Source organism: Rhodococcus sp. MSC1_016, assembly GCF_023667485.2.
Classification (GTDB): Bacteria; Actinomycetota; Actinomycetes; order Mycobacteriales; family Mycobacteriaceae; genus Rhodococcus_F; species Rhodococcus_F oxybenzonivorans.
The window spans coordinates 948529-965463 of sequence record NZ_JAMOZI020000002.1 but is presented as its reverse complement, the minus strand read 5'-3'; the positions used below and the strand labels follow the sequence as shown (position 1 = coordinate 965463).

19 protein-coding genes and 1 pseudogene are annotated in these 16935 nt (G+C 65.3%); 3 read left to right on the top strand and 17 right to left on the bottom strand.

Annotation, left to right across the window (positions count from 1 at the left end; translation table 11 throughout):
* Positions 1-505 precede the first annotated feature (505 nt).
* Both L1080_RS36905 and L1080_RS36900 read right to left on the bottom strand, forming a co-directional pair.
* Positions 506-1639: a BTAD domain-containing putative transcriptional regulator gene (locus tag L1080_RS36905; RefSeq protein ID WP_250773877.1), complete on the bottom strand. Its 1134-nt coding sequence runs from the start codon at positions 1637-1639 to the stop codon at positions 506-508.
* A 58-nt stretch (positions 1640-1697) separates the two neighbouring features.
* Positions 1698-3467, bottom strand: a complete 1770-nt coding sequence (locus L1080_RS36900; RefSeq protein ID WP_250773867.1) for a serine/threonine-protein kinase — start codon at positions 3465-3467, stop codon at positions 1698-1700.
* A 192-nt stretch (positions 3468-3659) separates the two neighbouring features.
* Here L1080_RS36900 and L1080_RS36895 point away from each other — a divergent pair, with 192 nt between their 5' ends.
* Positions 3660-4148, top strand: coding sequence for a MarR family winged helix-turn-helix transcriptional regulator (locus tag L1080_RS36895; protein WP_250773858.1), 489 nt, complete (start codon positions 3660-3662; stop codon positions 4146-4148).
* Positions 4149-4538: 390 nt separating this feature from the next.
* On the opposite strand, the gene L1080_RS36890 is transcribed toward L1080_RS36895, so the two are convergent.
* The 3 genes from L1080_RS36890 to L1080_RS36880 form a co-directional block, all read right to left on the bottom strand.
* A complete protein-coding gene (locus L1080_RS36890; protein WP_250773855.1) occupies positions 4539-5294 on the bottom strand; it encodes a neutral zinc metallopeptidase in 756 nt (251 codons plus the stop codon).
* A gap of 1019 nt (positions 5295-6313) precedes the next feature.
* Positions 6314-6460, bottom strand: a complete 147-nt coding sequence (locus L1080_RS36885) for a hypothetical protein (RefSeq protein WP_250773853.1) — start codon at positions 6458-6460, stop codon at positions 6314-6316.
* Between the two features lie 17 nt (positions 6461-6477).
* The gene (locus L1080_RS36880) at positions 6478-6843 is read right to left on the bottom strand and encodes an Lsr2 family DNA-binding protein (protein WP_250773850.1); all 366 of its coding nucleotides are present in this window, start codon (positions 6841-6843) and stop codon (positions 6478-6480) included.
* A 207-nt stretch (positions 6844-7050) separates the two neighbouring features.
* Here L1080_RS36880 and L1080_RS36875 point away from each other — a divergent pair, with 207 nt between their 5' ends.
* The gene (locus L1080_RS36875; RefSeq protein WP_284708388.1) at positions 7051-7239 is read left to right on the top strand and encodes a hypothetical protein; all 189 of its coding nucleotides are present in this window, start codon (positions 7051-7053) and stop codon (positions 7237-7239) included.
* A 484-nt stretch (positions 7240-7723) separates the two neighbouring features.
* Here L1080_RS36875 and L1080_RS36870 read toward each other — a convergent pair whose 3' ends face one another.
* The 5 genes from L1080_RS36870 to L1080_RS36850 all read right to left on the bottom strand — a co-directional run bounded on the left by L1080_RS36870 (position 7724) and on the right by L1080_RS36850 (position 11398).
* Positions 7724-7888, bottom strand: coding sequence for a hypothetical protein (locus L1080_RS36870; protein WP_250773848.1), 165 nt, complete (start codon positions 7886-7888; stop codon positions 7724-7726).
* 442 nt (positions 7889-8330) lie between these two features.
* Positions 8331-8888 (bottom strand): hypothetical protein, encoded by a 558-nt coding sequence (locus tag L1080_RS36865; RefSeq protein WP_250773846.1) that lies wholly within the window; start codon positions 8886-8888, stop codon positions 8331-8333.
* Positions 8885-9457, bottom strand: a complete 573-nt coding sequence (locus L1080_RS36860; RefSeq protein WP_250773844.1) for a hypothetical protein — start codon at positions 9455-9457, stop codon at positions 8885-8887. The genes L1080_RS36865 and L1080_RS36860 overlap by 4 nt, the downstream gene beginning before the upstream one ends.
* A gap of 936 nt (positions 9458-10393) precedes the next feature.
* Complete coding sequence (locus L1080_RS36855) at positions 10394-10951, bottom strand: RES domain-containing protein (RefSeq protein WP_250773842.1); 558 nt, start codon at positions 10949-10951, stop codon at positions 10394-10396.
* Positions 10952-11398, bottom strand: coding sequence for an antitoxin Xre/MbcA/ParS toxin-binding domain-containing protein (locus L1080_RS36850; protein ID WP_250773840.1), 447 nt, complete (start codon positions 11396-11398; stop codon positions 10952-10954).
* Positions 11399-11639: 241 nt separating this feature from the next.
* On the opposite strand from L1080_RS36850, the gene L1080_RS36845 reads away from it, so the two are divergent.
* Positions 11640-12023, top strand: a complete 384-nt coding sequence (locus L1080_RS36845; protein WP_250773838.1) for a hypothetical protein — start codon at positions 11640-11642, stop codon at positions 12021-12023.
* 476 nt (positions 12024-12499) lie between these two features.
* Here L1080_RS36845 and L1080_RS36840 read toward each other — a convergent pair whose 3' ends face one another.
* From L1080_RS36840 to L1080_RS36810, 7 genes and pseudogenes are all read right to left on the bottom strand, one after another.
* The gene (locus L1080_RS36840; protein WP_250773836.1) at positions 12500-12703 is read right to left on the bottom strand and encodes a hypothetical protein; all 204 of its coding nucleotides are present in this window, start codon (positions 12701-12703) and stop codon (positions 12500-12502) included.
* A gap of 170 nt (positions 12704-12873) precedes the next feature.
* Positions 12874-13521: a phosphate signaling complex protein PhoU gene (gene phoU / locus L1080_RS36835; protein ID WP_250773827.1), complete on the bottom strand. Its 648-nt coding sequence runs from the start codon at positions 13519-13521 to the stop codon at positions 12874-12876.
* A 58-nt stretch (positions 13522-13579) separates the two neighbouring features.
* Positions 13580-13684 carry a DUF6308 family protein gene (locus tag L1080_RS36830; protein WP_250773918.1) on the bottom strand — a complete coding sequence of 35 codons (105 nt, stop codon included), beginning with the start codon at positions 13682-13684 and terminating at the stop codon, positions 13580-13582.
* 421 nt (positions 13685-14105) lie between these two features.
* Positions 14106-14714: a DUF6036 family nucleotidyltransferase gene (locus tag L1080_RS36825; RefSeq protein ID WP_250773825.1), complete on the bottom strand. Its 609-nt coding sequence runs from the start codon at positions 14712-14714 to the stop codon at positions 14106-14108.
* Positions 14711-15049 carry a hypothetical protein gene (locus L1080_RS36820; RefSeq protein WP_250773822.1) on the bottom strand — a complete coding sequence of 113 codons (339 nt, stop codon included), beginning with the start codon at positions 15047-15049 and terminating at the stop codon, positions 14711-14713. The genes L1080_RS36825 and L1080_RS36820 overlap by 4 nt, the downstream gene beginning before the upstream one ends.
* A gap of 193 nt (positions 15050-15242) precedes the next feature.
* Complete coding sequence (locus L1080_RS36815; RefSeq protein ID WP_250773820.1) at positions 15243-15605, bottom strand: hypothetical protein; 363 nt, start codon at positions 15603-15605, stop codon at positions 15243-15245.
* Between the two features lie 84 nt (positions 15606-15689).
* Positions 15690-15991: pseudogene (locus L1080_RS36810) on the bottom strand (hypothetical protein).
* Positions 15992-16935 lie beyond the last annotated feature (944 nt).

Genomic DNA, 16935 nt, shown 5'->3' with positions numbered 1-16935 from the left:
TGTGCCGACTTCCTCGACCCTGCCGACCGCTGCCCTGGGAGGATGCGGTGGATAAGGAAGGTGTCAGGAGTTTGTAAGCGGCATCCGGCATTCTTCTCTCACAGCGCATTAGCAGCCCGCGACCGACCGAGTCGCGGACATGGTGAGGCGACTCCGTGTGATTCGCGAATGTGGGAAGGAGGTGGAACGCCATGCTTCGTCGACTGGGACGCCGTCTTGCCCGCGGTAGGCGCACGCCGTAACAACGACGCTCACTGGACGCGACGCGGCCTGTACCAACCTCTCCCCCAAAGGCTCGCCCACGGGAGGAGAGGTGCCCGCTCGGGTATGTGACCAGCTCGCCGATATCGCGTCCTGATGCAGTGGCCTTAACACCGAGGTGGGCACTCGCTGCGCGACGAAGGTCTGTGCGTTTGTGCCGCACAGCTTCGTTCCGTGCACTTTCTGACGGGCGCGATCGTCCCGCTGGTTCGTCGATGGTGCCCGTGGCCGGAAAGGGTGCTGCTCAGCCCGACCTCTCGAAGGTAAACTCGGTGCCACCGATTCGGATCGAGTCACCGTGGGACAGTGGGACACTGTTGGTGATGCGGGTGCCCGCCACATAGATCCCGTTGGAGGACTTCAGGTCTCGGATCAGGTAGGACGCACCGGTGTCGACGATCACGGCGTGGTGACGACTGACCCTCTCGTCTTCGAGCACCAGGTCGTTGTCGTTCATCCGGCCGATTCGTAGCGCACCCCCGTCGATGCTGAAGATCTCACCCGTTTCGTCTCGCAGATGTCCTCGATCCGCACGCGTGTGAGCGTCGACGATGGTCATCGCTACCGCAGCGGTCGCCGCCGCCTGATGCTGCACTTGGAGAGGTTCTTGCCGCAGTATCCGCGCTTCGAGTTCCTGGAGCGGAGGGCTGGGATCGATACCGAGTTCGTCGGCGAGGGTGCAACGTAGTCGCCGACAGTGTTCGAGAGCATCGGACTGTCTGCCCTCGAGATAGAGGGCAGCGATGAGTTGTGCCCACAGCGGCTCTCTGAGCGGGTTCGACTCGAGCAGTGGGGTGAGGTCGGAGACGACCGCCTCGGTGCGACCGCACGCGAGTTCGGATTCGGCGCGTGCGGTGATGGTCACGATCCTCTCTTCGTGAAGGGCGGTCGCGAAAGCGTCGGCGAATCGCAGGCCTCGCAGATCATCGAGTACCTCCCCCCGCCATTCCTGGAGGGCCTGTGAGAACTGGGTGCTTGCCTCGGCGAAGCGGCGACCTGCGGCGGCGTCGAAACCACACCGCTTCCGGGCGTGGAAGCGGTCCACATCGCATTGCTGCTCGGCCGCGCACAACCGGTAGCCGGGTGGTGCGGTGGCAATGATCTCGCGGGCGTCGATCTCCACTGCCTTCAACAGTTTTCGGAGGTGGGAGATGAGGACCTGGATGTTTCCGCGTGTCTCTGCTGGTGGGCGATCATTCCAGGCGGCAGAGGCGAGTGCATCCGCGGACACGGCACGATTGCGGTTGATCACGAGCATCGCGAGCACAGCGCGTTGCTTGGAGCCGCCGAGAGGTCGCGGTGTGCCGTCGATGGTCATTTCTAGGGGCCCGAGCACCCCGAACTCGAGCATCGGTCGCGGCGTTGATTTCGGTGTCATGACCGAGCACCGCCGGAACCGGTGTGATGGGCGAGCGGAGTCAATGGGTTTGACGAATTCATCTGTTCTGCTCCCACCACACGAATAGTGCGCGCATGTCTGGCCCGTCCGCGATGCCCATGGTCTGTTCATGCTCGTTCGTCCAGATGATGCGGGGATGGCCCTCGGATTGCGCACAGACGTACTGGCCGACGGCGGTCTTCGTCGGGTCGTTGGGCCGGTACCAGTCGGCCGGATCCTGCCCGCCACCGGGACAGGCAAGCGGGGAATGAGCCCGGTCCGTCGCAACCTCTCGGAGGGAGGTTTCCACGGCAGTGACATTCCCGTAGAGGTACATACGCGCGCTGGTCGGGCCGCCGGGAGCGGGGTAGGCGCGGCAGTCCACGCCTGCTATCGCCGGTTCGTAGAAGTCGCCGGGGTTGCAGTTCGCCGGACCGTATCCCTGGGGCAAGCGGCCGAACAATACTGTTACGGGCGAGGCGGGCCCGGGCATTTGAATCGCGGGTGCGGTCGTGGACGGCGGGGTCGTAGGTTTGGTCGTGGGTTTGGTCGCGGATGCAGTTTTGGATGCGGTCGTGGTCGTAGTGGTGCCTCCACCCTGGCCTTCACCGTCTCCGCTCCCCGCGGTGAAGAACCAGAACCCGCCCAGTATGGCGACGACGAGAAGCGTTGCCGCCGAGTATCTCAACCGCTTGCCGCGCGCACCGACCGGCCGGGCTGTGCCCCTCGGTGGCGGCACAGGCGGCGGCGGGCCACCCCGTGGCGGCCCCATCGGCGGCGGCCCACCCGGTGGCGGGCCACCCGGAGGTAGGAAGGACGGCGGCCTCTCACCACCCGACGGGTCGACGATGTCCGGTTGAGTCGGCTGCGCCATCGCCTGATCCGGCTGCCGCAGGCTCGGCCATGGAGCCGCCGGTGGGTTGCCGAGCAATGATCGAGGTATCGGCGGTCCGGCACGAAGGGTTGGCTCCCGGCCGTGGATGCGAACGGGGGCTGTCAGGGCTGCATGCGCCGCGGCGGCGAGTTCACCGGCGCTGCGGTAGCGCTCCTCCGGCCTCTTCGCCATGCCCCGGCGTACGACGGGATCGAATGCGGCGGGCACCCCGGGACGAATGCTGCTGGGGCGGGGAATTCGTGAATTGAGGTGGTGATTCACCGCGACTGGCACACTGCCAGCGGGGTACGGCTGAGACCCGGTCAGGCACTGGTGCAGAACACAGGTGAGGGAGTAGATGTCCACGGAAGGGGTGGCGGCGTCCTCGGCGAATCGTTCGGGCGCCATGTACGCGAGTGTTCCAATCATGGTGTCGGTCATGGTTATAGACTCCGCCCCCGCCTCTTTCGTGATACCGAAGTCGACGAGATAGGCGAAGTCGTCTCGTGCTACGAGGATGTTCCCGGGCGTGATGTCACGATGGATGAGCCCATCGGCGTGAGCCGCATCGAGAGCGGAGGCAGTCTGGCCGATGATGTTGACGGCCCGCGCCGGCGGCAGAATCCCGTGCTGTGCGATCAGCTTGCCGAGGTGCTCTCCCTTGACCAGCCGCATATCGATGAACAGTATGCCGTCAATCTCACCGTAATCGTGGATCGGAATCACGTGCGGCTCCTGAAGCCGCGCGGCTGCATGAGATTCACGTTTAAATCGCTTCCGATACGTGGAGTCCTCCGCGAGACCCTTGAGGAGCAACTTCAACGCGACAACGCGGTCCTTGTCCTCGTCGTACGCTTCGTACACCTCTCCCATCCCGCCCCGGCCGAGCAGTTTGTCTAGGCGGTAGTGCCCGAAGTGCTCGCCGACCCTCCCCGGTTCCACGGACTCCCCCATAGCGGGCTCCCTCGTTCTCGGAACCACCGATCTGCTGTGACCGAGAGTTTCCATGCCGTCCGATCCGCCCATCGTCCGGTGGGTGGCTGCGTTCGCGGATGTACCTAAAGCGTCGACACCCACGTTAATAGCTCGGCCACCTAGACACAAGGTATCCGTAACACACGGTAACCTGGGTACATGGAGACCGAGATGCAGTTAGCTTTGGCAGCCCGCGACTTCGTTCACGCCATCGAGCGGTACCGAACCGATTCCACCCGCGAGCACGCCAGCATGGGCGAAAGGGAAGTGGTGGCCCTCGGCCATCTCTATGTCCACGGCCCCCTCACCGCCAGTGAACTCGCCGCAGAACTCTCCATCACCAGCGCCTCGGCCACCGAACTGGTCGACCGCATCGAGCGCGCTGGTTACGCCGACCGCGCCCAGCATCCCACCGACCGGCGTAAACGCCTGGTGAGCCTCACCGAATACGGCGAGCGGATCGTCGCTGCGGTCTACCGTGACCTCGGCGAACACCTCAACGGGGTTTACGAGGCATTGAGCCCCGAGGAACAACGCGGCGTCGACACCTTCCTGACCACGGCCAGCACCGCGCTGAACCACCGAAACCACCACACCGATCCGCCGCCACCCATCCCGCCGAACGGAGGGACGGAACCGGCAACCGCTCCCGTCCCCTGATCCGAGTCGACATCCCACCACGGCCGACACATTGGCCCACATCCACTGCACCGCGGCCGAATACGAGCATCTGCTGCGGGATCATCCACGATGGGTGCGGAAGACTCGGCCCCGGTAAGGCATCTAGTGACGCCGCCGAACCGCGGCGACAGTCCCGCTGAGATTAGATCCCACCCACCCACCGGATGACCATCAAACAGCCGCGTGGTCACGTGGCAGCGCTGTTGAATCGTCTCGCCGCCCAACAAACCTACGATTCAGAATTCGCTGGAGCCGTGCCACCGAGGGGACAAGCTCACGGTCGTACCGCAATCGCCGACCCCGCGATCGTCCATTCGCGGTGTGTCCCGATTATGCGCCGGCTCCGCCTGCCCACGCGGCGCAGCGCGACTAGACGGCGCCGATGATCGGCCTCTCGGGCACGAAGGGGACACACTCGGCCATCGGCAGCCGCAGGGGACTCGAATACGCGAGATAGAACGACCTCACGCGCTGTTCGACGGTGCCATGGGATTGGTGTGGGCCCTCCGGCTCGCCGACGTCGACGAGTGCAGAGGCCAACTCGCGGACATCGTCGTTTCCGTCGACCAACCCTTGCTGGCGGGCATAGGCCATGAAAGCCCCCGCACCGCAATCGGCCTGATTCTCATACCGGATCTGCTCGTTCGCCGTCGTCGCGCGTGCAACACCGATGTAGTTCTGGAAGTGATGTGTCACCTCGTGCGCGACGACAAGCACGGGCGCCGCGTCCCCGGTTCCCCGGTACAGCTTCCACACCGCCGACTCACCGAGGTAAACGGTCTGATCGCCGAAGCAGTACGCCAAGGAAGTCTCGTCGAACGCACATCCCGACGGGGCGGTTCCGCTGACACCTTGCGGAACGAACTGGTAGGAGGCGGGGTGCGGCATGTTCAAGTACTGATGATCGATCCAGGCCTCGACATCTGGAAGAACGCATTTCAGATAGCCAGGCATCTGCGACGACGCCGTGAAAGCCCCCTCCAGATCGCCCTGCACGGAACACGGCGACCCCGTCGAGATCGCTTCCGGACCGGTCCCGAGCGCCTGAGCCGGCGCGCTGAACGTGAGGGTCGATGCCAGGGCAGCCCCCGCCAGTGCAGCACCAGCGGCGATTCTCTTGGCCACCACTCCTAGGCTGTCAACGTGTGTCGCAGGCTTGTGGGAACTCGACGTCTTACGGTCCATCAATCATCCTTGGGGTTCTGGCGCTGGTCTTGGGACCGGCTGGAAGGTTGTACTCGTTAGGGCGATCGCCTGGCAATAGCATCCCGAGGGCCGCTTAAGAAAGCCTGCACAGATCCTTACCTTGCTGGTCACGCCCTAAAACGACCACTGAGAAATCACACATCTATCCCGGCGATCCCTCCAACTTCCCGTGGCATGGGGACGCAGCGAACCAACGCCTGCGGCTCGCTGGTCCGGGACGGGCGCGTCGGAACATTGACCGTCGACGTTCGCGCCTGGGAGAGCCCCATTCTGCCGTGCGTGGCAGGCGCGGTGGATCGACGCGACACCCGCCCGGTACGGTTCTCGATCTACTGGACACCTGGTACGAGGCCTGACCCGGGAGAAAGGGCACGGCTCGACCAGGCAGTTCGAAGCACGGTGCACGAGCATGCCGGGCACCAACGACCTCACTCTGGATCGGCGACCACTCCTATCGCAGCCCTCTTCTGGCTACTCCGTGGTAGCCAACAACGAGGCGGCATCGTCGCGGGCCCTACTAGGGACCGCGGGAATCACCCTCTCCGCGATCACCCTGCTCTCATGCGGGCGCATCTATGAACGAAACGCGACCAACGCATTTGCGGTCGTCATCCCACCTGACCCACACCACCCACCACCGAGCCCTGCCCACAGGTGGCTCCATCACGATTACCACACCTCGGGGTGCCAGACCGCCGTTAATCACGTCGGATCGCACGAGATCATTCGACACTGCTCAGCTCATCGGAAGCCTCATCGAGCGCAGTCGTCGGGATGCGGAAGTCCATAACCCTCCGACGCACAAAGTCGTCCGCGTATATAGGCGAACATGGCGAGTCCACACTCGAGGTCTGCTGCGGTTCGACCGCCCACGGCCTCATCCCGCCCTGAGCGGGCGGTCATCAGAGCGCACCGCTCGACACACACGAAAGGCGGCCTCAGTGCAGCGCAACATCCTGGCCACGGGGAGGGACTTGGCGTTCGAGCAGCTCAGCAAGCTCCTCGATGGTGACCTCCACGGTGCCGAACACGGGATCACCCGAGACGGCACACCGCGGCAACAGGAGTCGGTCGGTCACGCTCATCAGCGGACCCCCCCGTTTCAACCGAGCGGTAGCGGCAACTTTGCCGCAGCCTCATGGAATGCTCGCACAATCGCGGCCGAAATCCGGCCGCGGAAGGACACTTTCCGGCCCTCCCCGATTGCCCACTCACGAATCTCCATGGTCGTCGCCTTCGCCGGAGCGGTGCCCGCCGCTCCCGTCACCGGAGCCTTCTTCACGGCCGTCGCTTCCGCAGCCGACTCCACAGCCGCCGACTTCGCGACCGACGTCTTCGCGACCGACGTCTTCGCGACCGACGTCTTCGCGACCGACGTCTTCGCCGGAGCCTTCCTCGCGACCATCTTCTCTGCGGCCGCCGCCTTCGCCACCGACTCCACAGCGGCCGCCTTCGTTGCCCGCCCCATTCGCGACCGACTTCTTCACGACCGACCGACGTCTCCACCGGAGCCTTCCCCGCGACTACCTTCTTCACAGCCGTCTTCTTCGCCGGCACCGCTCCTGCCTGAACCTCCTTTGCCTGAGCGTCATGGAAGGCTCGTTCAATCTCGGCCGAAATCCGACCGCGGGGCGACACTTCACGGCCCTCTCCGCTCGCCCACTCACGAATCTCTTTGGTCGTCGTCCTCGCCGGAGCCTTGCCGACCGCCGCCGCGCCCTTCGCCGGCGCCTTCTTGGCGACTATCTTCTCCGCGGCCGTCTTCTTCGCGACCGTCTTCTTCGCGACCGTCTTCTTCGCGACCGACTTCTGCGCGGCCGAGGATTTTGCGGCTACCTTCCTCGCCGGCGCCGTTTCTGCCTGAGCGTCATGGAAGGCTCGCTCGATCTCGGCCGAAATCCGACCACGGGGCGACACTTCACGGCCCTCTCCGATCGCCCACTCACGAATCTCTTTGGTCGTCGTCCTTGCCGGAGCCTACTCGAGCGTCTCGCGGAAACCGTTGGCGTGCTCGCCTTTCAGTACACGCGCTCGTATATATCGATTGAATGGCACAGCAACGCAATATATCCGCCCTATACCTATGCAGTGCCACTTCTGTTTTCGCATCAGGACATGACATGACAATGAGCGCGCCGCAGAAAGGTGACACGTCACCGCAGTCGGTGGCGTCGGCGCGACGTGGCGATGACAGGTCGGGGGGTCGAGGCTGGAAGGCCCGGGAGGTCGGTGTGATCACCGAGCACCGTTGAACCGCAGCACCCCGCCGACGTCGGAGCTCGATCGGACAGTCGTACCCTCGACGCGGCGTGCTCGACAGTCTCCATGCGACGCGGTTTGGCCGGATTTCAGAGCGGGTTCCACCATCGGACGAAGTTGTTCCACTCGAGGATCAACGGCCATACGCCCTCCTCGAGTGGATTCGCCAAGAAGAGGTCCGGCAACAGTCCGATCATCACCAACTCCACTAGGACTGATTCCACCAGGTCGCGAACGAGTTCCACCACGTCCACGGCCAGAACGTCACGCTCCCGATACCTGCAGGAAAGTCGAACACAACACCGATCATGACTACACCTTTCGGGATAATTTCCCGGCCCTGCTGTGTATCGGCGCCGCGGCCCTCAGCGCGACACCGGCGACAGTTCGCCACAAGGGGCAGAGGCAGCAACCCACGCGACCGAGGTCGTTCGTTCACGGTGTGGACCTGTGGCGACGACCCTGAGATAAGCATTGGTCCCGAAAGCCGCACCGCCCGCAGGCGTACAGGGTCGCGGTTGGCGGCCTGCCACACTCGGACCCACTCCACGAGGTGGGTCGCGCGCACTGCTCCGCTATCGGCATCGGCCCGTCGAGGACGGTGTCCGAGCGATTCGGTGACCGAGAACGCCAGCTGCGGCAGGATGCAGTGGTTCCGGGGTAACTCCGCAGCCCGTTGTCCTGGCTCTGTCCTCCTCAGAGTGCGAGCAGCCGCTGGAAAAACTCGCGGTACCGCTTAAGCGCGAGACGAAGATCCTCCGTCGAGCCCTCTTCGCCCCGAGCCCACTGCTCCTCGAGCCGGGAACGGGTCTCCGAGAATCCGGTGGTGATCCGGTCGACGACGTCCGACACGAGGCCATCGGCCTTGTGAACACACTCTCTGGGATCATCGACGAAGCCCGACTGAACCTCGTCCCAACGCGAGCGGAGGACCGACAACTCGTCCTCACCAAAAAGTGTCTGATCAGACGCTGATTCGGTCTCCTCAGCGGACGGTTGGGCATTTTCCGTCGAGCGGACGGGCTCATCAGTCGACCGCTGGTCCCCAACCGGAGAACTAGAGGTGTCAGTGGACCGCTGGGTGCTCTCGGCTGCAGATCTTGGAGCTTCGGTCGGCGATTCGGTTGTTTCGGCCCGCGATGCGGTTCCCTCACCCGATGCGGTTCCCTCACCCGAAGTGCCGGGCGCCGTCGTCGGTGATTCCACCCGCCCGGTCGGGCTGGCGCTCTCGGGTTGCTGATCTGGGGTGGTCATGCGCGCGTCTCCTTCGGCTTGTCTTTGTTCTCATCCGTTTCGAGCAACTGCTCGAATAGCGCCCGATAGTGCACGAACGCCTCACGCTGATCCTCGGTACCGACGTCGCCCCGCTCCTGCGCCAGATAAATGCTGTGCGCCCTTCGGTAGTTCTCGACGACCTTGGGGTGATCCACCGAAATGTCGGCCGCCCGCTGATCGAAGTCGTCGATCGGGTAACCACGCTCGCGCATGACCTGGATCACGAGCCGGTCTGCCGCCCCGACCGCACCGGATGGATTGTCGACGAACTCGATCTGCACCGTCCGCCACGAGTCGGCGTACCTCGCTCGCGCCTCGGGCGGCAACGCGACGATATCGAGCTTCTCCCGCTTTCGTTCGCGCGCGGCGAGCTCGTCTTCCGCGGCGTCTAGGTTGCCGACCTCTCCGACAGTCCGCTCGTACTCGGGACCAAAGCGTCCCCTCAGCCGTTCCGTCCGCTGACGGCTGCTGGCCAAGCGCGCAACGATGACCGCGACCACGGCGATCACGACGATAACCGCGATCAAGATCCATCCCCAAACAGGCATTCCTCAGACCTCCTCGTCCTGCGAACGGGATACCCGCGCGGCTTGTTCGGAAACGCAATTGCGCTGCACACCTCACCGAATCGGGCGACCATACTGGCGCGCCTGAGACACACGGTTGCTCCGAAGGGTCCAGCGCCGCCTGGCCGTCCTGGTGCGCGCGAAAGAGTCGCTCCGCGCACCGGACAGTCGACCCCGCCGAAAACGCTGGCCGGCCTTGCGGTGGCCCCGGCGTCGATGGCTGCAAGTCGGTCGTCGTAAGGCACACGGCGGAGGTCGATCATCGACGTTGACGTCGAACGGGGGATGCTCGACAAACCGCCGGTGGAGTCGGTATCACCTAGGGTCGAGGAGCGGCCACCGACTGTGCGGCGTGGCCCGCCGGGCCCGTGCAGGGGCGTGGTCTCATGCCGTGGTCCCGACGTATCAACACGTATCAACAACAATGCGGCGGCGGCTGGGGTCAGCGGGCTTTTGCCGTGAACGACACTGTCACGTACTCGCTTCGACCCGCCGGCAGCCAGAACACCGTGCAAGCCCGCGGGCCCACAGACCTTGGGGAGCGCACCGCCGCCGCGCCCACCGGCCCGCAAAGGCCGGCCAGATCATCACCATCAGCATCGACGCGGACGGCAACCTCACCGGCCCATCCCAGGCAGCCGGAAACACCGTGGCCGCCACATGCACAGTATCGAGCACCCGTGGCGGGCGCCATTGTTCTCTCCGCGGCACTCGAACAGACTGCAACCGAAGCCAGTTACGGCACTGGCACAGGGAGTGGAAACAGTTCGACATTCCACCCCGATGACCTAGCGTGCGATCTCGCGTTCCCACCCTGGTGCGGCCGGGGTGCGCAGCTACCGGTGATCGATGCGTCAGCGCGGGCCGAGTTCGTCTCCCAGGCGGCAGCGCGCGTCAACGACCGGGACCCAGTGACAGTCATATCACTATGCGCTGCAAGGCTTTCGCCGAGTCGAGGATCGCAGGATGCTCCAGGTCCAGGGGTTCGACCCGCACCAGTGCGGGTCGCAGCCAGGAGGCCAGCACCGACCACTGCGGGCGGTGATACGACCACCACGACACCGCCTGCCACGCCCGATCCCCCGTGTGGGGTTCGGTCTCCGACCAGATCCGATGCCCCCACCCCTGGGTGATGGTCAGATTCCGGGTCACCACCTGGGTCGGGCGCAATCCCAACCGCACCAACTGGGCCGGATCGTCCAGATCGAGGATCCGCAGATCATCGGGCAACTCGAACACCCCCAGTGCGCGCCGCGAACCAGGGAGTAGCGGGAACTCCAGCATCGACGCCTCCCAACGGGCGAGGTTCCCGAAGCTTTCTCCGCAGGCCGCCTCCGCCAGTCGGGAGAGGTACCAGACGTGATAATCCGGGTGATCGATCCGGCCGCCGCGCTGCGGCCGATGCTCATACAACGGGTGCCCCGGCTGCCCCGGTGCCGCCGCGGGCAAGTACGGGAAGATGCGGTAGACCAGCACTCAGGCGGCCCCGCCCCACGCCTGCGCATCCAACGCTTCGAGCACCGGAGCAGGCCCGGAAAGCTGCAGCACATCGAGCGGCCGCGCCCCGTCGAGATACGCGTTGGCACTCTCGAGCCACGTGTGAGCGGCCGTCTCCCCCCAGACCAGGCGGGCGCGGGCCAGGACGTGCTCGAGGTCGATCAACAACGGCGCCGCGGCCGGGCCCGGCCGCTCCACACCCTTGATCCACCGCGAGGGCTGCGACCGGTTCACCCCGACGATCGCCGCCAGCTGCGTGCCACCGAACGCGCCGGTCAGGTAGCGCACCCGCTCCGCCGACAACGGATCATCGGCGGCCACCCGCGGTGACCTGCCCCCGTGACCACTTGCCCGCGCCGCACGCCCCGCGGCCTTCTTCGCCGCAGCCGCCGTCACTGCCTCGTCTCGTGCCTTGACCGTCGCCATACACCCATCCTACCCAACATTTGTGTTGGGTAAAGCCGGGTCCCCGCGGCCGTGACGATGAGCCGGGCCGGAGCACACCGAAGGACCACCATTGAATGGGTTAGTGCGAACCGCCTGACCTGCTCCTGATTACGTCAGAATCTTCGATTCCCGATCAGTCACCCGAAGCGGCAGCTCGACGTGGGACAACGACTAACGTGAGGACACGCTTTCCGCACATTCGCAGACCAAGGAGTCCGACATGGCCCCGCCGATCCCCTCCGGACGGCGTACCGGCGCCGCCCTCGCTCTGGCCGCTGCCACGGTTCTGATCGGCTCAGCCCCCGCTGGCGCCGACCCCGCCGCCCCGCCGATTCCTCGCGGCTCCCTCGTGTTCGTCAACGACGTGCTCGGTCCGCAGGACCCCGGCTTCTGGAACCCCGACGTGCCGGGAACCCGCGTTCTGACCCCACTTGAGCCCGGGGTGAGCGTGCTGTGCACCAGCGGCTTCGAACCGACCCCCGGCTGCTCGACACTCGACATGCGCGACTGGACCTCGCCGCAGCGCTCCCTCGTATTCGTCGACGTACCCGCCATCGGACGGCCACCACTGCGCGTGTGGATGGACATCCTCCCCCGCCTGTGACGAGGGCGCCCTGGGCCAACTCATGGAACACCTCTCTGTTCGTGACACAGGGCCTGCTCAGGTGCGTGCAAGCCGCCACCCTCGCTGGGCCACGAGGAACACTGTGCGCCGCCCCTCGTCGCTCCAACGAGAGCAAAAGCGATGACCAGATACACCCGCGGGTAGACGACACCGATCCCGTCCGCTGTTAGCCGGCGCCTCACCCGATGCTCACCTCACGGGCGAAACCACCCGCCCCCGACAACCGGCCACCACGGCCCACCAACCCACCGCGAAGATCACAGGGCTCCTTGCGATGTCGAGCAGTCCATCACCAACTCCCCCTCGCGGCGTGTCACCGCCCCGGCACCCACGAGCAGGCTCGGGGGTGTCAGCGCACCGGCGGCTCCGCCCCGGTCGCCGGGCACATCCCAATCACCGGCGAGAACGACGAAGGCCCTCGAGGACAGCCGGCGCCAAACGGCCTTGCTCAGGCACTACCAGTACCGAAGATCCTCACCGAGCTTGCATCTCTGCGCATCAACGAGATGTGTGAGCACCTCCAGCACGACCTGAACCAGCAACCCACCCCAGGCCCCGCCACCGCATCCCCATCCGGCCCAGCCGACATAAACACCCGCGCCCATGCTGCCGCCCGCACCGCCGGCCAGAACCTCGAAACCTCCGGTCCACGAACGCATCACCGACGCCCTCGAACAACCCGAATAGCAGGTTCAGTCGGGGTGAAGAACAGCTCCATCGTCATGAAGAACCATGCCCCTAACGCCGCCATCGGCACGAACGCGCACACCAACGGCAGGGCGAATTCCACCCTCGGATCGGTGGCGATGCGGCCCGTGACGGTGACGACCTACGAGGCCATCTGTTCCCCGGTGACGAGGAAAATCACCCGGCGCCCGACCACGACGGCATGGTCACCGAAGCGCTCATAGAAACGCCCCAACAAGGTCACATCGACCGCGGCCGGGATGCTGCCGGTCCAGGCCGGATCCTCGATCAGGGTGAGCAACCGCCGGTGCAGATCGTCGAGCTCGTCGTCGCGTCTACCGATCTCGGCGGCCAGTTCGGGATCGTGCGTGCGCAGGACCCGTTCGGCGAGGCCGGCCAACTCGGCCGCCACCCGCCCCATCTCGGAGAGCAACTCCTCCGCCGCACCGGAAGCGACGTGCTCGGGATGACGCCGGCGGACACTTTCGGCCACATGCTGCACCAGCCCGCCCATCCGGCTCAGATCCGCCACAAGGTGCACACCGGTGACAACCTGACGGAGATCACGCGCCACCGGGCCCTGCAACGCCAACAGCGCCATCGCCAAGTCCTCACACGGACCGCGCAACACCTCGATCTGTTCGTTCAGGTCGAACACCCGCTCCGCCAGCGGCAGGTCAGCGAGCACCAGAGCCTCGGTCGCCGCCTGGACCGCCTCCCCGGCCAGCCGACACATCGACGCCAGACCGTCTGTCAGCTCGTCGAGCTGCTCGTGAAACTTCATCCGCATACCCATCATCCTCGCGCACCTGCCGAAGACAGCACCGGGACCTATCATCTTCCCAGTTTCAGGGCGCTCTCCGAGGCCCCGGTTCTTCCCCGTCCATCCACGCGATCACATCGAACACCCGCAAGGCCGAGAGCTCCTCAGGAAGGCCGGCCTCCTCCCGGATCGACCAGCAACCGGCGATGCCACGCTCCGCCGTCGGCGCGAAGGGCCTCCCGAACCGGATTCAGAGGAGCCCGCACGGTGCCCAGGACCTGACTGACCACCGAAACCGCAGATCGGAAACAGCCGGGGACGTGTGCGGGCGATCAGGTTCGTCGCCTTCATCCCGGCGATCCCATGCAGCGCCCACAGGGCCGTTTCCAGGCCCCAGGCGGGCCACCCAGGGGTCAGCGGGTCCAGTTCGTCCACCCAAGGCCCCGATCCGTGGCTATCGCCGTCACAAGGGCGTTCAGTGCCTCTGCTTTCCCGTCGAGGATCGACCGCGGCGCCCCCGCTGGGACCCCCGCCGACAGGAGGTGGTGCAGGCCGATCACGGTCGCCCCGCGGTCTGCGTTCAGACTTGGTCCGGCGCGGCTTCGTCCCGATCAGCCGCGGCCGTCGTCGAATTTCTCGAGGCCGGCAAGCCAGTTCCGGGCCCGACCGAGTGCCACATCCTTGTCAGCGTCGTAGCTGTCGGGCCACTCGATCCCGTAATCGTCGATGCGGCCCAGAATCTGAGTGGCAGTGACGATCCCGTCCTCCACGAGAGCCGCCACGAACACGCGGTCCTTCTCACGACCAGCAATGGCCTTGGACACACACAGGTCGACCGGATCGAGACAAAAGCCCGTGCGCCCGTATTCCGACCCGTCCTCGACCTTCACCGCGACCAGCCGGTTGTCCCATTGCTTCGGCAGGACCACCACGTCCTTGTGGATCCCCTCGACGTACACGCCGAAAGACTCATGAAACGGCGAGCCTTCACCGAGGTGTCCGTTGAGCATGAGGATCTTCTCCACCACTGCCGGCGACGCCGGAGCGTCGATGCCGCTCCGCGGAAACACATCGACCTCACGCGACAACGTCGCGTACTCCGGCAACTCCGTTTCGTCGTAGGTCCCGAGGATCGACTGGGAGCCGAAGACAATCACCTGACCCTCGTCGAGGTTCGCGCAGGCCGCCTTGATGACCTGCTCGAGCTCCTCGCGGTTCACTTCAGGACGAGCTCACGCAGATCATCGAGGACCTTCATGCGTTCATCCTCGGTCAGCAGCACGTGCAGCGGGGAAAGGTTGCGCATCTCGCTCCCAGTCTCGTCGTCCGACTCCACGATCCGACGAAGGGTCTCGACGTCGTTGTCCTCGACGATTCGTTCCCACCGATCCAGGAAGTCGGCGAAATACGGGCTGCGACTCACATGCTCGCGGACACTCTGCAGACTGCGGCGAACGCGGACGGTGTCGAGGGGCAGATGCTCGCGCTCGACCTTGTTCAGGATCGCGGTCTGCATGAGCTTCTGCCGGGTGACCTTCATGTTGACGACGGTCATCTCTCGCTCCCTCATTACTTCAGGCCGACTACCGCTGCGGTCGGTGCCCACAGTGTACGGGTCCCGCCACCGTTTACGCAGGTCACCCCACGCTCACGCAGCGACAACCCGACCCCCACCCGCCTATACGAATGGGCCTCGGGATAGATCGAGACCCTGCGAATCACCGGGCGCCACGCCTTCCCGAAACTTCTCAGGTCGAACGCATCCGCGGGCGGCATGCTCTGCCGCCGATCACTCTGCCCGATGCCGGCCGGGTGGCCGAATCCGAATCCAAATCCGGGTGTGGGTTCGGTTCCGGGGCGGAGCGAGAAAAGCCCGGATCGATGGTCAGGTCTTCGGTGTGGGCAAAAACCAGCCGCCGGTCGTCGAGCGCGACCGCCCACCGATGCACCGGCGCCCACTCGTGCCCACCACCGCCCGGGTCGGTCACTGCCGCGTAATCCTCGACCACCTCACCGGTGAGGTCGGCCTCGGCGCTCCCGTGGACCAATACCCGGACACCGATCGTCAACTCCGGGCCATCGACCGGCCGCTTGCCGCTGTTTCCGGCCATGGTGGTGCACCTCTTCGCTCGCCGAACACCCGAGATCGAGCACATGCACCGACCGGCCCTGTACGCGAGCGGACGTCGCGGGCCTTACCCGATACAGATCAGCACACCCACGACCAGCACCGCGAGCAGCGAGGCGCCGCCGCAGATCAGCCATGCCCGCGTCGCCCGCTGCCGCCACCGATCACACCGACCACCTCCTCCGCCACCGCGAGCAATCCACCCCGGTTCTCCTCGGGCGCCCGCGACCCGATAAGGCGTCGGGTCGTCGCATCCGCACGTACCGCCACAGCGAACGAGAGCGGAACCACCACCAGCGCCACCACCAGTAGACCGATCAACGCGCCCAGACCCGTCCCGAACTTCGCTCGTCCTTTCCCACCGGCCAGGGTGCCCGGCGTGGGCACCGCACCTCGATGAAGCGATTACCCGAACCCGCGGGCACCACCCCCCTCGCGTGTGACCGAACTGCGCCCGGTGATACCCGAACGAGGTAGCGGGATTCCACCACCGGCCGCCGGCCGGCCACACCCGCCTGCGGGCCTACACGCCCGGCATCGGGAACTTCCACACCGCCACCACAACCACCCCGATGACCAACCCGGCGTAGAGAACGGTGCCCACCACACTCACACGCAACACATGCAGCGCATGCAGCACATGCAGCGCCCAAATTTGCCGTAGTCCGTGCCATCACAACACTTCTCTTCCCTCAACGTGCAAGATTTCTCCATGGCACCGTCGGTGACAATGCACCACACAGTGAACCGATGTCGGCACCTGCACATCGGCCGAAGTACCGACACCCATACCCGAATCGCGGCCTGGACGGTTCAGGTTCGACGTCAACGTCGCAACCACCCATTCCCGACGCCCGACTCCCCCCACAGAAACTACCGTGCCTCACCTCACACAGGGGTGTTCGAACCTTCCCGGAACCGTCGACCGCGTGAACAGCTCCGAAGACGGCAAAGAGATTGCGGCACAGCAGAATTACCCCCAAGTCTTTTATTCGTCAACGGATGCCGGATTCCCCAGACCCGGCTCCGGCGACGCAGAAACGACGGTTCCGCCATCGCCGACTCCGCCGCAGGCGCACCCCGACCCCGGACTCGGCAGTGTCACCGAATCATCATGTATCCAGCAGCCAACTCGCGGAATCGCACTTACCGGTCGGTAATTCGGGTGGGTGAAAAAATGTGCCATGGCCTGGATCACACTCGCTGGACATGAACACTCCCCGCTCACCACGATCACTGATGCGCCGCTCGCCATTACGAGCGAGTTGACCGTGTAACGCCCCCCAGCTGATACCTAGGTGGGGGCTGCGGCT

Coding starts and splice junctions, on each gene's coding strand:
- L1080_RS36905 (WP_250773877.1), bottom strand. CDS start 1,639: ATGACACCGAAATCAACGCCGCGACCGATGCTCGAGTTCGGGGTGCTC.
- L1080_RS36820 (WP_250773822.1), bottom strand. CDS start 15,049: ATGACCGTCGTCAACATGAAGGTCACCCGGCAGAAGCTCATGCAGACC.
- phoU (WP_250773827.1), bottom strand. CDS start 13,521: ATGCGGATGAAGTTTCACGAGCAGCTCGACGAGCTGACAGACGGTCTG.
- L1080_RS36850 (WP_250773840.1), bottom strand. CDS start 11,398: ATGGCGACGGTCAAGGCACGAGACGAGGCAGTGACGGCGGCTGCGGCG.
- L1080_RS36880 (WP_250773850.1), bottom strand. CDS start 6,843: ATGGGGCGGGCAACGAAGGCGGCCGCTGTGGAGTCGGTGGCGAAGGCG.
- L1080_RS36895 (WP_250773858.1), top strand. CDS start 3,660: ATGCAGTTAGCTTTGGCAGCCCGCGACTTCGTTCACGCCATCGAGCGG.
- L1080_RS36885 (WP_250773853.1), bottom strand. CDS start 6,460: ATGAGCGTGACCGACCGACTCCTGTTGCCGCGGTGTGCCGTCTCGGGT.
- L1080_RS36845 (WP_250773838.1), top strand. CDS start 11,640: ATGGCCCCGCCGATCCCCTCCGGACGGCGTACCGGCGCCGCCCTCGCT.
- L1080_RS36860 (WP_250773844.1), bottom strand. CDS start 9,457: ATGCCTGTTTGGGGATGGATCTTGATCGCGGTTATCGTCGTGATCGCC.
- L1080_RS36815 (WP_250773820.1), bottom strand. CDS start 15,605: ATGGCCGGAAACAGCGGCAAGCGGCCGGTCGATGGCCCGGAGTTGACG.
- L1080_RS36840 (WP_250773836.1), bottom strand. CDS start 12,703: ATGCGTTCGTGGACCGGAGGTTTCGAGGTTCTGGCCGGCGGTGCGGGC.
- L1080_RS36900 (WP_250773867.1), bottom strand. CDS start 3,467: ATGGGGGAGTCCGTGGAACCGGGGAGGGTCGGCGAGCACTTCGGGCAC.
- L1080_RS36865 (WP_250773846.1), bottom strand. CDS start 8,888: ATGACCACCCCAGATCAGCAACCCGAGAGCGCCAGCCCGACCGGGCGG.